General features: G+C 64.2%; 14 protein-coding genes. 8 read left to right on the top strand and 6 right to left on the bottom strand.

Annotated elements, in window-relative coordinates; all coding sequences use genetic code 11:
• The first annotated feature begins 10 nt into the window (after positions 1 to 10).
• Both RX327_RS09850 and RX327_RS09855 read left to right on the top strand, forming a co-directional pair.
• Positions 11 to 1,135: a methionine ABC transporter ATP-binding protein gene (locus RX327_RS09850; protein ID WP_317250128.1), complete on the top strand. Its 1,125-nt coding sequence runs from the start codon at positions 11 to 13 to the stop codon at positions 1,133 to 1,135.
• The gene (locus tag RX327_RS09855; RefSeq protein ID WP_317250129.1) at positions 1,125 to 1,790 is read left to right on the top strand and encodes a methionine ABC transporter permease; all 666 of its coding nucleotides are present in this window, start codon (positions 1,125 to 1,127) and stop codon (positions 1,788 to 1,790) included. The genes RX327_RS09850 and RX327_RS09855 overlap by 11 nt, the downstream gene beginning before the upstream one ends.
• Positions 1,791 to 1,803: 13 nt before the next feature.
• On the opposite strand, the gene RX327_RS09860 is transcribed toward RX327_RS09855, so the two are convergent.
• A complete protein-coding gene (locus tag RX327_RS09860; RefSeq protein ID WP_193395278.1) occupies positions 1,804 to 2,754 on the bottom strand; it encodes an aliphatic sulfonate ABC transporter substrate-binding protein in 951 nt (316 codons plus the stop codon).
• 372 nt (positions 2,755 to 3,126) lie between these two features.
• Here RX327_RS09860 and RX327_RS09865 point away from each other — a divergent pair, with 372 nt between their 5' ends.
• Together RX327_RS09865 and RX327_RS09870 are read left to right on the top strand one after the other, a co-directional pair.
• Entirely contained in the window at positions 3,127 to 3,921 is a 795-nt protein-coding gene (locus RX327_RS09865) for a MetQ/NlpA family ABC transporter substrate-binding protein (protein WP_317250130.1), read from the top strand.
• A gap of 25 nt (positions 3,922 to 3,946) precedes the next feature.
• Positions 3,947 to 4,726: a MetQ/NlpA family ABC transporter substrate-binding protein gene (locus RX327_RS09870; protein ID WP_410712151.1), complete on the top strand. Its 780-nt coding sequence runs from the start codon at positions 3,947 to 3,949 to the stop codon at positions 4,724 to 4,726.
• Positions 4,727 to 4,767: 41 nt separating this feature from the next.
• Here RX327_RS09870 and RX327_RS09875 read toward each other — a convergent pair whose 3' ends face one another.
• Positions 4,768 to 6,168 (bottom strand): LLM class flavin-dependent oxidoreductase, encoded by a 1,401-nt coding sequence (locus RX327_RS09875; RefSeq protein ID WP_317250131.1) that lies wholly within the window; start codon positions 6,166 to 6,168, stop codon positions 4,768 to 4,770.
• 30 nt (positions 6,169 to 6,198) lie between these two features.
• Between RX327_RS09875 and RX327_RS09880 the strand changes: the two genes are divergently transcribed.
• The 3 genes from RX327_RS09880 to RX327_RS09890 all read left to right on the top strand — a co-directional run bounded on the left by RX327_RS09880 (position 6,199) and on the right by RX327_RS09890 (position 8,741).
• Complete coding sequence (locus tag RX327_RS09880; RefSeq protein ID WP_152977913.1) at positions 6,199 to 6,456, top strand: hypothetical protein; 258 nt, start codon at positions 6,199 to 6,201, stop codon at positions 6,454 to 6,456.
• Positions 6,457 to 6,584: 128 nt separating this feature from the next.
• Entirely contained in the window at positions 6,585 to 7,910 is a 1,326-nt protein-coding gene (locus tag RX327_RS09885) for an O-acetylhomoserine aminocarboxypropyltransferase/cysteine synthase family protein (protein WP_050387466.1), read from the top strand.
• Positions 7,911 to 7,943: 33 nt separating this feature from the next.
• Positions 7,944 to 8,741 carry a MetQ/NlpA family ABC transporter substrate-binding protein gene (locus tag RX327_RS09890; RefSeq protein ID WP_028333343.1) on the top strand — a complete coding sequence of 266 codons (798 nt, stop codon included), beginning with the start codon at positions 7,944 to 7,946 and terminating at the stop codon, positions 8,739 to 8,741.
• 89 nt (positions 8,742 to 8,830) lie between these two features.
• Here RX327_RS09890 and RX327_RS09895 read toward each other — a convergent pair whose 3' ends face one another.
• The 3 genes from RX327_RS09895 to RX327_RS09905 all read right to left on the bottom strand — a co-directional run bounded on the left by RX327_RS09895 (position 8,831) and on the right by RX327_RS09905 (position 10,218).
• Entirely contained in the window at positions 8,831 to 9,262 is a 432-nt protein-coding gene (locus RX327_RS09895) for a hypothetical protein (protein ID WP_317250132.1), read from the bottom strand.
• An 8-nt stretch (positions 9,263 to 9,270) separates the two neighbouring features.
• Complete coding sequence (locus RX327_RS09900) at positions 9,271 to 9,630, bottom strand: hypothetical protein (RefSeq protein WP_317250133.1); 360 nt, start codon at positions 9,628 to 9,630, stop codon at positions 9,271 to 9,273.
• Between the two features lie 249 nt (positions 9,631 to 9,879).
• Complete coding sequence (locus tag RX327_RS09905) at positions 9,880 to 10,218, bottom strand: FAD/NAD(P)-binding protein (RefSeq protein WP_317250134.1); 339 nt, start codon at positions 10,216 to 10,218, stop codon at positions 9,880 to 9,882.
• 585 nt (positions 10,219 to 10,803) lie between these two features.
• Between RX327_RS09905 and RX327_RS09910 the strand changes: the two genes are divergently transcribed.
• Positions 10,804 to 11,463, top strand: coding sequence for a TetR/AcrR family transcriptional regulator (locus RX327_RS09910; RefSeq protein WP_050387465.1), 660 nt, complete (start codon positions 10,804 to 10,806; stop codon positions 11,461 to 11,463).
• 8 nt (positions 11,464 to 11,471) lie between these two features.
• On the opposite strand, the gene paaZ is transcribed toward RX327_RS09910, so the two are convergent.
• Positions 11,472 to 13,499 carry a phenylacetic acid degradation bifunctional protein PaaZ gene (paaZ, locus tag RX327_RS09915; RefSeq protein ID WP_050387464.1) on the bottom strand — a complete coding sequence of 676 codons (2,028 nt, stop codon included), beginning with the start codon at positions 13,497 to 13,499 and terminating at the stop codon, positions 11,472 to 11,474.
• Positions 13,500 to 13,683: the final 184 nt, after the last annotated feature.

Raw genomic sequence — 13,683 nt, forward strand, 5'->3', positions numbered from 1 at the left:
GACCGACTGAATGAATGTACATCAATCCCTGACGACGGCGCAGGCTGTTGCGCCGCTGCCGCCCATCCCGCTCGCATCAGGCGCGAGCGATGCCATGATCCGTTTCGAGGCCGTCTCGAAGGTCTATCCGGCCTATCGCGACAAGCCGAGCGTGCATGCCCTGCAGGCGATCGACTTCGCGATTCCGCGCGGGTCCATTACCGGCGTGATCGGCCGCTCCGGCGCAGGCAAGTCCAGCCTCGTGCGGCTGATCAACGGCCTGGAGAAGCCGTCGAGCGGCCGCGTCGTCGTCGATAACAGCGAGATCTCGGCGCTTGCCGGCCGCGCGCTGCGGTTGGCGCAGCGCTCGATCGGCATGATCTTCCAGCACTTCAACCTGCTGTCCTCGCGCACCGCGGCCGACAACATCGCCCTGCCGCTCGAGATCGCCGGCTGGGCCAAGGCCGACATCAAGGCCCGTGTGACTGAGCTGCTCGCGCTCGTCGGCATCGCCGACAAGCACGACCGCTATCCGTCGGAACTCTCCGGCGGACAGAAGCAGCGGGTCGGCATCGCGCGAGCGCTGGCGACGCGGCCGAGCGTGCTGCTGTCGGACGAGGCGACCTCCGCGCTCGATCCGCAGACCACGCGCGCGATCCTCGACCTGCTCGCGAACATCAACCGCGAGCTCGGCGTGACCATCGTGCTGATCACCCACGAAATGTCGGTTGTGCGCCAGTTCGCGAAGGAAGTGGTGGTGCTGGACGCCGGCCACGTCGTCGAAAGCGGCCATGTCGCCGACATCTTCACACATCCCCGGCATCCGGTCACGCAGGCGTTCCTTTCCGAGGTGATCGGGGACAGTGTTCCGGTCTCGCTGGCGAGCCGCCTTTCGCCACAGCCGGTTGCCGGCGGGCAGGCGGTCCTTCGCGTGCAGGTGCGCGGCACCGAGGCCGGCGACACCGTGGTGGCGCGGCTTTCGCGCGAACTTTCCCATGACGTGGCGCTGCTGTCGGCCCGCATCGATGAGATCGGCGGCCAGCACGTGGGCTCGCTGATCCTCAGCATTCCCGGCGGTGAAGCCGCGGCCAGGCAGGCCCTAGCCTATCTTTCTCAGCATGACATTCTGGTGGAGCGTCTCGGCCATGTCGCGTGAACTCATCAACCTGATCGTTCAGGCCACGGGCGAGAGCCTTTTCATGGTCTCGGTGGCCGCGCTGGTTGCGACCGCGCTGGGCCTTCCGCTTGGTGTCTTCCTGGCGACCAGCCGGAAAGGCGAGCTGTTCGCCGCGCCGTCAGCCAATGGCCTGCTCGGCGTGATCGTCAATGCGGCCCGCTCGACGCCGTTCATCATCCTGGTGGTTGCGATCATTCCTTTCACGCGGCTGATTGCCGGCACCTCGATCGGATCGGGCGCGGCAATCGTGCCGCTCACCATCGCGGCGACGCCGTTCATTGCCCGTCTGGTCGAGGCGGCGATCCGCGAGGTCGATGCTGGTCTGATCGAGACAGCATCCTCGTTTGGCGCGAGCCCGCTCCAGATCGTGTTCAAGGTGCTGATCCCCGAGGCGCTGCCCGGCCTGTTGCTGGCGCTGACGCTCGCCGTGGTCAGCCTGCTCGGCTACTCCGCGATGGTGGGCGCGGTCGGCGGCGGAGGGCTTGGCGATCTCGGCATCCGCTACGGCTACCAGCGCTTCATGCCGGAGATGATGCTGGCCGTCGTCGTCGTGCTGATCGCACTGGTGCAACTCGTCCAGAGCGCCGGCGACTATCTGGCGCGCCGGGTCAACCGCCGGCTGCGGCATCGCTGAAGGTGCGGCGGCGTCACGATCCCTTCGGTGCCCAGATCTTGACGTCGCCGGTATCGACCTTGCGTGGCAGTAGACCTTCCGCTGTGAAGGTATCGGCGATCTTCTGCTGCTCGGAAAGGCCGGCCGCGGTGACCACGCCGACCTTGTAGGAGCGATGGCTGTTGGCCTCCTCCACCGTGGCGGCGTCGATGCCCCACAGGCCGGCGAGCAGCGCCGCGGCCACGTTCGGATTGGCTTTGACCCAGGTGCCGGTTTCGACCAGCCTGGCAAAGATCACATTCAGTGCATCGGTCCGCTTTTCGGCGAACGCGGCCGACGCGAGATAGTAGCGCTTGTAGCTTGCGAGCCCGCCGCTGCCGTCGGTCAGGATGCGCGCGCCGGACCGGCGTTGCGCGCTGCTGAGGAACGGATCCCAGGCGACCCAGGCGTCGACATTGCCGCTGACGAATGCCGCGCGGCCATCGGCCGGCGTCAGATAGGCCGGCGTGATGTCCTTGAAGGACAGTCCGGCCTTGGCGAGCACCGCCAGCAGCAGGAAGTGGCTGCCCGCGCCCTTTGTCACCGCGACCTTCTTGCCCTTGAGATCGGCCAGCGCTTTGATCGCGGAATCCTTCGGCACCAGGATCGCCTGCGCCGATGGAGAAGCGGTTTCCTCGGCGACGTAAGCGAGCTTGGCGCCGGCGGCCTGGGCGAAGATCGGCACGGTGTCGGCGACGTCGGCTCCGAAATCGATGCTGCCGACATTGATGGCCTCGAGCAGCGGCAGGCCGCTGGTGAACTCGTGCCACGACACGGTGATGCCGAGCTGCGCCAACGCCTTCTCCAGCGCGCCGTTGGTCTTCAGGATCGCGGTCAGCGTCGACGATTTCTGGTAGCCGATCCGGATTTCCTCGGCGGCCGCAGGCCGAACCAGCGAGGTCATCGCAAGCAGCCCGATGGCGGCGACAGCAAGACGGCGCGACATCGCAGTCGCCGATGATGCGGCCTGCGCTTGCGGGATGGGGCGGGCAAAGATGGGCATGGCAAGTTGTCCTGAGCCGGTTCGATCTTTTGCCATTTGTGTGCAATCGGTGCGCCGGAGGCAATCGCGGAGAAGTCGTCCGAACGAGTGCAATTTTCTCTGCAAGCGAAGTCCGCGAGAAAAGTATTTTTGGCCTGCGCGTTGCAGCCGGCATCAGCAGATAAGTCGCTCGCTGCGCCAAGATGCCCGGCCGGCTCCATTCTCTTTTCATCGCGCCCACAGCAGCGGCGACTCGTCATGGGGAAAAATTTGGATTCTCATTTCATTGATTTCGTCCCCGGCGCGGGCGATGAGCTTCATAGCGAGTTCAGTTCCATGGAGACCAAGATGTTGCTTCGATCGATTTTCGCTCTTGCAGGCGTTGTTGCGATCTGGTCGACCGCCGCCGCGGCAGAAACCATCAAGATCGGGGTGACGCCGGGTCCGCATGCGCAGATCCTCGAGGCCGTGAAGCCGATCGCTGCCAGGCAGGGGCTCGACATCCAGCTCCTCGAGTTCTCCGATTACGTGGTGCCGAACGCCGCGCTCGACGCCGGCGAGATCCAGGCCAATTCGTTCCAGAATCAGCCCTACCTGGACAACCAGAAGGCCGATCGCGGCTACAAGATCGAGGCCGTCGGCCTGACCGTGAATTTCCCGATCGGCGTCTATTCGCGCAAGCACAAGAGCTGGGCCGACGTTCCTGACGGAGGCAAGGTCTCGATCCCGAACGATCCGACCAATGGCGGCCGCGTACTGCTGCTGCTGCGCGACAAGGGCGTGATCAAGCTGAAGGACGGTGTCGGCTTCAAGCCGACGGTGCTCGACATCACCGAGAATCCCAGGAAGCTGAAGTTCATCGAGGTGGACGCGGCGCAGGCGCCGCGTGCGCTCGACGACGTCGATGCTGCCGCGATCAACACCAATTATGCAACCCAGGCCGGCCTCGATCCGGTCAAGGATCCGATCCTGCGCGAGGATCCGAAGGGCCCCTACGTCAACCTGATCGCCGTCCGCACCGCCGACAAGGACAAGCCCTGGGTCAAGATCCTCGTGGACAGCTATCACACCCCGGAGGTCAAGGAGTTCGTGCTGACCAAGTTCAAGGGCGCCGTGCTGCCGAGCTGGTAGTTACCGATCCAATTGTCGAGGGAAGATGATGCGTATCCTGATGATGGGGGTTGCCGCGGTAGCACTCTTGGTCGGCACCGCGAGGGCCGAGACGATCCGGGTCGGCGTCACGGCCGGACCACATGCCGAGATCCTGGAGGTCGTCAGGAAGGTGGCTGCGGGCCATGGGTTCGACATCAAGGTGGTCGAGTTCACTGATTACGTGATCCCCAACCAGGCGCTGGCGCTGAAGGACCTCGAGGCCAACTCGTTCCAGCACGAGCCGTACCTGAAGAACCAGATCGCCAAGACCGGCTGGAAGATCGTCAAGGTCGCCAACACGATCGGCTCGCCGCAGGGCGTCTACTCGCAGAAGTACAAGAAGCTCGCGGACCTTCCGGAAGGCGCCCGCGTCGCCATCGCCAACGATCCCTCCAACGGCGCGCGTGGCCTGATGATCCTGGCCCTGCATGGCGTGATCAAGCTCAAGGATCCCAACAACGTCGCGTCGACTATTGCCGACATCACCGACAATCCGAAGCATCTGCGCTTCGTCGAGCTTGATGCCGCGCAACTGCCGCGTTCACTGCAAGATGTCGACCTGGTCTCGATCAACAACAATTATGCGGTTCAGGCCGGGCTCAATCCCGCCACCGATGCCATTGCTCGCGAGGCGGCCGATGGCCCGTGGGTCAACATCGTTGCCGTGCGCGAAGCGGACAAGGACAAGCCCTGGGTCAAGCAGTTGATCGACGCCTACCATTCCGAAGAGGTCAAGGCGTTCCTCGAGAAGCGCTTCAAGGGCACCTACATCGCAACCTGGTGACGGGCGTTCATCGCCCATCGCCAGGAGGTTTCCAGGCTGATCTATTCGGCGGCCTCGGTGCGCGCTGCCGGCGAGGCGCGGCGGAAGCCGGCGCCGGGATGCGTGGCGTCAAGATAGGGTCCGCGTCCGGGGAACAGCTTCTCGCGAAGCGTGCCTTCGCGATAGGCTGTCTTGTAGACCCCGCGTGACTGCAATTCCGGCACGACGAGGTCGACGAATGACGTCAGCGATTCCGGCGCGACGAGGCGGAACAGGTTGAAGCCGTCGACGTCGGTTTCGTCGACCCAGGCGATCAGCTCGTCCGCCACGTCCTGGGGTGAGCCGACCACGAATGGCGAGCGTGCGCCGACCCGGCTCAGCGTCGCGAGATCGCCGACCTTGACCGGCCGGTCGCTCCGCAACGTGAAATTCTCGACCATCGACTGGATCGCGTTGCTCTCGACATATTGCACCGCCTGGTCGGGGCGATAGTTCGAGAAATCGATGCCGGTCCAGCCCGAGAGCAGAGCCAGCTGGCCGGCTTGATCGACATACCCTGCGTACTCCTCGAGCAGATCGTTGGCCTCCGCGCGCGTCGGGGCAACGATCACGGTCGCGCCGGCGAACAGGCGGATATCATAGGGATCGCGTCCGAACGCCTTGGCCGCCTCCCTGATCTCGCGTACGGCGCGGGCTAGAATGGGCTTGGTCTGGCCGTTGAGGAAGATCGCCTCCGCGTGCCTCGCCGCGAAGGCGCGGCCGCGCTTCGAGGTGCCCGCCTGATAGAGCAGGGGCGTGCGCTGTGGCGAGGGTTCGGCGAGGTGGATGCCGTCGACCCGGTAATGAAGTCCCTGGTGCCGCACATTGTGGATCCTTGCCGGATCAGTGAACACGCGCGCTGTCCGGTCACGGCGGACCGCGCTGTCCTCCCAGCTGCCTTCCCACAACTTGTAGGCCGCGGTGAGGAATTCCTCGGCCGCCTCGTAGCGTTCATCATGCGCGCGGTTGGCCTCAAGACCCATTCCGCGGGCGCCGCTGTCGAGATAGCCGGTGACGACATTCCAGCCGATCCGCCCCTCGGTGAGGTGATCGAGCGTCGAGAAGCGGCGGGCGAACTGGTAGGGATGCTCGTAGGTGAGGTTGGACGTGATGCCAAAGCCGAGATGCTTCGTTGCATAAGCCATGGCGGAGACGAGCAGGGTCGGCTCGGCGTTCGGCAATTGAACGGCGTGACGCAGCGCCGTCTCAGGACTGCCGCCGTAGACGTCATAGATGCCAAAGACGTCGGCGAGGAAGATGCCGTCGAGCAGGCCGCGTTCGGCTGTTCTGGCGTAGTCAACCCAATAGTCCAGCGAGTTGTAGTTAAGTGAAGTGTCGCGCGGATGCGACCAGAGGCCGGCCCAGTTGTGGCTCGGCGCCATCATGTTGAACGCGTTGAAACGAAGTTCCTTCGGTCTGGTCATCGCGCGATTCCGCCAATTGAGGACTGAGAGGTGATTTATCACGACCGCTGCGCGGCTTTATTTTCTATTCGCAAAGACAGGATCAAAATCGTGCTCCATCTTCGATCCGGCGCAGCAGAGATTCGTTTGTTCAACGTCGTGGTGCTGTTCGAAATGACGGCATGCGCGACATGGCGCATTGATTTGCAGGCTCGATCAGCTGATGGCTCATCAACTCCGCTGATCCGTTCAACACGGCGGCGCAGTGAAACAAATGTTACGCGATGGGAGCAGCGGCTGAAAAATTAGCGACGCCATCAGACGTGCGGTCAGCACGCTCATCGCTATTTTCGCCGACGTCTCGACAGTCGCGGACGCTGCTGCGCATCATTCTCTGCCTTTTGATGCTGGGTCCATGGATTTCAGGAGATTTCGAAATGCCGATCGAAACCAAGAATGTCGAGACGCTCGCCTTGCATGGCGGATCGTACCGATCCGACCCGGCGACCGGCGCCGTGGCTGTTCCGATCTACCAAACGACGTCCTTTCAATTCGAGAATACCGATCACGCATCGCGGCTGTTCGCCCTGGAGGCGATCGGACAGATCTACACCAGGATCAAGAACCCGACGGCTGACGTGTTCGAGGAGCGCCTGGCCGCGCTGGAAGGCGGCGTTGGCGCTCTGGCCGTAGCGTCGGGCCAGTCGGCGACGGCTTACGCGATCTTCAACATCGCGCAAGCCGGCGACAATATCGTCTCATCGACCGATCTGTACGGCGGCACGTTGACGCTGCTGTCGCAGACGCTGAAGCAGTTCGGCATCGAGGTTCGCTTCGTCGATCCGGCCGATCCGGAAAACTTCCGCCGGGCGACCGATGCGAAGACCCGGGCCTACTTCGCCGAGACGCTGCCGAACCCCAAGCTCAACGTGTTCCCGATCAGGGAAGTCGCGGATATCGGCCGTTCGCTCGGCGTGCCGCTGATTCTCGACAACACCGCCGTCCCGCTCATTGCGCGCCCGTTCGAGCACGGCGCGGCGATCGTCGTTTATTCCGCGACAAAGTATATCGGCGGCCACGGCACATCGATCGGCGGAGCGATCATCGACGGCGGCAATTTCGACTGGGCGGCGCACGCCGAGCGCTTCCCGTTGCTGACGCAGCCGGACGATGCCTATCACGGCGCGATCTGGACCGAGGCAGCCAAGCCGCTTGGCCCGATCGCCTACATCCTGCGCGCACGCGTGAAGCTGCTGCGCGATCTCGGCGCCTCGGTCGCTCCCCAGAACGCATTTCAGTTCATCCAGGGACTCGAGACCTTGCCGTTGCGGCTGCGTCAGCACAACGAGAACGCGATCAAGGTCGCGAATTTCCTGGCACGGCATCCCGCCGTTTCGCATGTGATCTTTCCCGGACTGCAGAGCGGGGAGGACCGGCGCCGCGCCGATCTCTATCTGAAGGGCGGCTATGGCGGGCTGGTCGGCTTCGAGCTGAAAGGGGGCGTCGAGGTCGGCCGTCGTTTCATCGATGCGCTGAAACTGTTCTATCACGTCGCCAATATCGGCGATGCGCGCTCGCTGGCGATCCATCCGGCGTCGACCACCCATCAGCAGCTGAGCGCCGCGGAGCAACTCGCGGCAGGCGTGACGCCCGGCTACATCAGGCTTTCGGTCGGCATCGAGCATCCGGACGACATCCTCGCCGACCTCACCCAGGCATTGGCCGAGGCTGAAGCGGGAAGCCGCGGCCGCAAGGCGGCCTGATCGATCCCTGAAGACGGAGTTGAAACCGAGACCATGAAGACATTGTTGCGCCTGGCGCAGGCAGCTGGCGTGCTGCTTGCCATGACTGCGGCCGCCGTTGCGGACGAACCTCTCAAGATCGCGACCAGCGCCGGCCCGGTCGGTCAGCTGGCTGCCTTTGCCGCCAAGCTCGCCAAGGACAAGGGGCAGGACGTCAAGATCGTCGAGCTGTCGGACTGGGTCGCGTTGAACGAGGTGGTAAATAGCGGCGATGTCGACGCTAACCTGTTCCAGCACGCCACCTATCTCGCGATCCAGAACAAGCAGCGCGGTTTCAACCTGATCCAGGTCGACAAGGTCGGCGTGATCGCGCCCGTCGGGCTGTTCTCGAAGAAGATCAAGTCGCTCGACGAGATCAAGTCCGGCGACAGCGTTGCGATCCCGAACGAGCCGCTCAACGGCGCGCGTGGCTTGATCCTGCTCGAACGCGCCGGACTGATCAAGCTGGCGCCGGGCAAGGGTTTTTCGGTGAGCCGGTTTGATATCATCGAAAATCCCAAGAACCTGAAGATCGTCGAGCTCGATCCGGCGCAGACCTACCGGTCGCTCGACGACGTCTCGCTTGCGCTCGTTAATATCACCTATCTGATACCGGCCGGCGGTGATCCGAAATCGGCGCTGGTGATCGACCGCACGGTCGATGATGGTCTCGTGCTGCGCTTTACCGCGCGGCCGGACAAGAAGGACGATCCGCGCCTGAAGGCCTTCATCCAGGTCTTCAACTCGCCCGAGGTCAAGCACTTCATCGAGGAGAAGCTGCCGGCGTTCATTCCGGCCGGCTTCGGCAGCTAGGGCGTTGAAGTCGACGCCGGTTCGCGTGAAGAAAGCGCGTCAAAACAAGAGGCTGCAGTTTCGGTTCTGATTGATCAGAGCCGAAGCTTCTAGACGCGCGCGAGGGATGCGAGCCGCCGCTCTTCGTCGGAGCGGACCAGCAGAGTGGCGAGCTCGGCGCATTGGTTGCGGATGACGGGAATTGCGCTGATCTCCCAGAACGCGGCGCGCGTGAGCGGGCCGACGGCATACAGGCGGCGTGACGGCACGCCGTCGTGACCGATGATCGCGCAATTGCGATCGGTTTCGATGCCGATGCGGAGCGGATCGACGCGCGCCAGGCCACGCTCGAGCAGGCTGCGCACCGCGGGATTGGCGGTTGCGCGTGGATCCTTGACGATGCCGGTGCAGTCGACGATGGCGCCGACGTGCATGCGACGGAGCCTGCTCTCGCCGCGCCGCCGGTAACTGACGATCGCGCCTGTCCGGTCGGGCTCGGCCGAGATCAGCTTTGCGGCTATCGGGGGTGAGCCGGCCTCCATAGATTGCTTCAGTGATCCGGACCTCCACTTGCGGCGCCATCCGGTGCCGGTACGTCCCACCAGGCACGTGCGTGTTCGAGGAACCGGCGCTTGGACGAAAGCGGGAGCTCACGCCACAGCCGCTGGGTGTGGGGGGCGAAGCCCTCGATCACGCTGCGCCAGTCGCCGCCCGCAGCGATGTGCCGGTCGATGCGGCCGCGAAGCCAGCGAAGCAGGCTGCCGATTCCGGAGCCGAAGGGGACCTCCGCCTCCTCGATGCGCACGGCGTCGACCCGGCGGTGCGGTTTCGCGAGAAGGCCCCGGCGCGACATCGCAACGATCGGCCCGCGATGCCCGTCGCGGAGCAACGACAGCACGTAATCGACCATCGTCGGCCCCGTGCCGAGGATCAGGACGGTCGCGTCGTCGGCGATCGCAGCGACAGACGGTACCGCCCAGGGACCGGCATGTCCCGGACTGTTCGCGCGTGGATCGTGCCCGGTTGCGAGAACGACGATGTCGCCGATCAGCTGCCGGCCGTCGTCGAGGCTGGTGGCGACGTTGCCCCGCCGTTCGCGGATCGCGATGCATCTGGCGTGCGCGATCGACAGGCGTTGGATGTCGGCCTGATCGGACGCCTATTGCTCGAGCAGACTGGCAATGTAGTCGCCAAAGATGCGCCGCGGCACGAAGCAATAGGGATCAGGGCAGAGCGTCGCGTCCGCCCCGCGCGAGATCAGCCAGTGCCAGAAATGATCCGGCTGATCGGGCAGCGCGCTCATATTGGCGACCCGTACATTGAGCAGATGATCCGGATTGCCGGTATGATAGGCGATGCCGCGCCCGATATCGGGGCCCTGCTCGATCAGGCTGACCCGGACATCGTCCGCCGATTGACGCAGCAACTGATGTGCCAGCAGGACGCCGCTCGCGCCGCCGCCGACGATGATGACGTGACGCGCTCGAGGAGCTGTCATGCTATCGCTCTGTGCGTGATCCTGCCGCTCGACATGTGCGGCGTAGGCAGACTGACGTCAGCGTGGCGATGGATCACATCTGCCGCGGTCTCGATTGGGCATGCGTCGCGGCAACGAGCGATCAGCCGTGAGGACCAAACAGAAAGAGTTCGTGCATGTCCTTGCCGTCGGGGTTGGCAGCGCGCGCTAATCGCCGCTGCCATCTCTTCAGCCGACGGGCCGCGCGACGAAGGACGTGGAGCCAAGAGGATGTCCGCACCCAGAGCCTCCTTCGCATTCCGAGCCGTTCGATGAACGATAACACGCTCCTGTTCGGGACGCGCGCGAAACTCGGCGGCGCCGCGAACTTTGCAATCAGACGCGCATGACGAGGCGATTTGCAGCAGAGAGATGCTCTCGCGACGCTGCGCCAGGAAAATTCATTCCGGGCAATGTTGCCCGATCGCCGGGCTTATGGAATTGTCCGACCGGATGGTCAATAAATAGCAGTTCGGAGGCGCCGGGGCTGTGGTCCCGGAACCTTGCGACTATTGACTGACATCTCTGGACGATGGCCGAACGGCCGCCTGGTGGAACGGACAAGACATGGCCCGATCGCGCGCCAAGGACTATGACGACAAGCGCCTCTCGATGCTGCATCGCTCGGCCGAGCTGTTTGCCGCATCGGGATATGTCGGCACGTCGATGAACACCATCGCCGATGCCTGCGGTGTTTCGAAGGCTCTGCTCTATCATTATTATCCCGACAAGGAAGCGATCCTGTTCGATATCCTGTCGTCGCATCTCGCGAAACTGGTGGCGGCACTCCGCAAGGCGAGCGCACAGGCCGGCGATCCGGCCGCACGCTTCAGGACGATCGTTGCGACCCTACTCGAGCTCTACCGGCATGCCGACGCCGAACATCAGGTCCAGATCTCAAGTCTCAAGCTGTTGCCGAAGGATAAGCAGCAGCCGCTGCTCGCAAGCGAGCGGATCCTGGTCGGGATCATGTCGGATGCACTCGCTGCCGCCGTGCCGGCGGCGAAGCAGAAGCGCGTGCTCAAGCCGCTGACGATGAGCGTCTTCGGCATGCTGAACTGGCATTACATGTGGTTCCGCGAGGGCGGGCCGATGACCCGCGCCGAATATGCCGGTTTCGTCGCGCAGCTCGTGCTGGCCGGCGCCGACGATGCCGCGGCCGCCGCCACCCGGCCGCGCGGCAAGGCGAAATCGGCCGGCCGCAGCCGGCAGGCCGAGTTGCTTTGACGCGCCTCTTAACCCCGCATCGCGTTCATGGTCAGCAGCTCGTAGGTCGCCGCGGTTTCGCCGGTGCCGGTCGTGATCTCGACGTCCCAGCGTACCTCGCCATATTGCTTGTTGCGCGGCATCTTCTCCTTCGCGGTCAGCCGCACCTGGATCTGTTCGCCAGGCTGGACGGGTTTGACGAAGCGCAGCGAGTCGAGGCCGTAATTCGCCAGCACCGGCCCATAGTCGGGATCGACGAACAGGCCGGCCGCAAACGACAGCAGCAGGTAGCCATGCGCGACGCGGCCCGGGAAGAACGGATGCCCCTTGGTCGCTTCCTCGTCCATATGGGCGTAGAAGGTGTCGCCCGTGAAATGCGCGAAGTGCTCGATGTCGTCGAGCGTGATCTGCCGTGCCTTCGAGACCAGCGTGCGGCCGATCTCGAGATCGTCATAGTGATAGCGGAACGGGTGCAGGTCGCCTTCGAGCATCGGGCTGCCCTTGAACCAGCGGCCGGTGACGCCGCTCAGCATCGTCGGCGAGCCCTGCAAGGCGGTGCGCTGCATGTAGTGCTGGAGGCTGCGGACGCCGCCCAGTTCCTCGCCGCCGCCGGCCCGGCCGGGGCCGCCGTGAACCATCTGCGGCATCGGCGAACCGTGTCCGGTGTGCTCGCTCGCGCAGTCGCGGTCGATGATCGCGACACGGCCGTGAAAACTGCCGATGCCAAATGCCAGTTCGGTCGCGGCCGGGATGTCGTGCGTGTAGATGGATGCGACGAGGCTGCCGCCGCCGCGATTGGTCAGCGCGATCGCCTGCTCCAGGTCGTCGTAACCCATCACGGTGCTGACAGGCCCGAACGCCTCGATCTCGTGGACCGCGGATGCGGCGAGCGGCTTGGCGCAATGCAGCAGCAGCGGCGGAATGAAAGCGCCGCGCGTCGCGTCGGCATCGAGCAGCGCGAAGTCGCCGGGATCGCCGGCCACCAGTTCGGCTTCGGTGCGAAGCTTCGCGACATGGGCAAGCACATCGCTCCGCTGGCCGAGCCCGACCAGCGGCCCCATCCTGACCTTGTCGTTTTCGGGATTGCCGATCGTGACCTTGGCCAGGCGGTCGCGCAGCGCCGTGATCACGGCGTCGAGCTGCGCTGACGGCACCAGCGCGCGGCGAATCGCGGTGCATTTCTGCCCCGCCTTGACCGTCATCTCCTTCGCCACTTCCTTGACGAAGAGGTTGAACTCCGGACTGCCCGGTACGGCGTCCGGAGCGAGGATTGCGGCGTTCAGCGAATCCCGTTCGGCGATGAACCTGACCGCTTCGCGCGCGATGACCGGATGCCGCTGCAGTTTTTGCGACGTGTCGGCCGAGCCTGTGAAGGACACCACGTCCTGGCAGGTCAGATGGTCGAACAAGTCGCCGGTCGATCCGATGATGAATTGCAGCACGCCTTCGGGCAGCGCGCCGGATTCGGTGATGATCCGGACCAGCTCGTGGGCGACATAGGAGGTGACCGTCGCGGGCTTGGTCACGACGGGCACGCCGGCCAGCAGCGCCGGCGCCAGCTTCTCCAGCATGCCCCAGCACGGGAAGTTGAATGCGTTGATGTGCACGGCGACACCGTGCAGCGGCGTCACGATATGCTGACCGGCGAATGCGCCACCCTTGGAGAGCCCCTCGACATTGCCGTCGAGCAGGAATTTGCTGTTCGGAAGCTCACGGCGGCCCTTGCCGGCATAGTTGAACAACGTGCCGATGCCGCCGTCGACGTCGATCATTGCATCGGTTCGGGTTGCGCCTGCATGGAATGACAGTTTGTAGAGCCGGTCCTTGTGCTGGGTCAGATAGTCGGCCAGCGCCTTCAGTAGGCCCGCGCGCTGGTGGAACGTCAGTTTTCTGAGATGTTTGCCGCCGATTGCGCGGCCATAGGCGAGGATCTCGCGCATGTCGAGATCGCTCCTGGTCGTGACCGCCACCACATCGCCGGTGACGGCACTGTGAATCTCGGCTGCCGGTTCGCCCGGGCCGGACCATTTTCCGCGCACGAAGCTGTCGAGCTTCATGACGTTGCCCGCCGTCCGTGCACCACTGGATTGAGGCTGTGTCATCGCAATTGGACCTTCTGACTTGTGATCAATGATGCGTCTCGCCTTGACGGTGGAACGTTCAATCCGAACGTTCAAGCTTTGGCTCGTCCGACAAAGCGCGTCGCGCGCTTTTCGAGAAAGGCGTTGAGCGTCACGACGC

This window comes from Bradyrhizobium sp. BEA-2-5 (genome assembly GCF_032918025.1).
Taxonomy (GTDB): Bacteria; Pseudomonadota; Alphaproteobacteria; order Rhizobiales; family Xanthobacteraceae; genus Bradyrhizobium; species Bradyrhizobium pachyrhizi.

Bases quoted from the DNA above. Each gene is read 5' to 3' on its own strand.
- RX327_RS09910 (WP_050387465.1), top strand. From the start codon at position 10,804: ATGGCCCGATCGCGCGCCAAGGACTATGACGACAAGCGCCTCTCGATG.
- RX327_RS09875 (WP_317250131.1), bottom strand. From the start codon at position 6,168: ATGACCAGACCGAAGGAACTTCGTTTCAACGCGTTCAACATGATGGCG.
- RX327_RS09900 (WP_317250133.1), bottom strand. From the start codon at position 9,630: ATGGTCGATTACGTGCTGTCGTTGCTCCGCGACGGGCATCGCGGGCCG.
- RX327_RS09865 (WP_317250130.1), top strand. From the start codon at position 3,127: ATGGAGACCAAGATGTTGCTTCGATCGATTTTCGCTCTTGCAGGCGTT.
- RX327_RS09885 (WP_050387466.1), top strand. From the start codon at position 6,585: ATGCCGATCGAAACCAAGAATGTCGAGACGCTCGCCTTGCATGGCGGA.
- RX327_RS09905 (WP_317250134.1), bottom strand. From the start codon at position 10,218: ATGACAGCTCCTCGAGCGCGTCACGTCATCATCGTCGGCGGCGGCGCG.
- RX327_RS09860 (WP_193395278.1), bottom strand. From the start codon at position 2,754: ATGTCGCGCCGTCTTGCTGTCGCCGCCATCGGGCTGCTTGCGATGACC.
- RX327_RS09850 (WP_317250128.1), top strand. From the start codon at position 11: ATGAATGTACATCAATCCCTGACGACGGCGCAGGCTGTTGCGCCGCTG.
- RX327_RS09870 (WP_410712151.1), top strand. From the start codon at position 3,947: ATGATGCGTATCCTGATGATGGGGGTTGCCGCGGTAGCACTCTTGGTC.
- paaZ (WP_050387464.1), bottom strand. From the start codon at position 13,499: ATGAAGCTCGACAGCTTCGTGCGCGGAAAATGGTCCGGCCCGGGCGAA.
- RX327_RS09890 (WP_028333343.1), top strand. From the start codon at position 7,944: ATGAAGACATTGTTGCGCCTGGCGCAGGCAGCTGGCGTGCTGCTTGCC.
- RX327_RS09855 (WP_317250129.1), top strand. From the start codon at position 1,125: ATGTCGCGTGAACTCATCAACCTGATCGTTCAGGCCACGGGCGAGAGC.
- RX327_RS09895 (WP_317250132.1), bottom strand. From the start codon at position 9,262: ATGGAGGCCGGCTCACCCCCGATAGCCGCAAAGCTGATCTCGGCCGAG.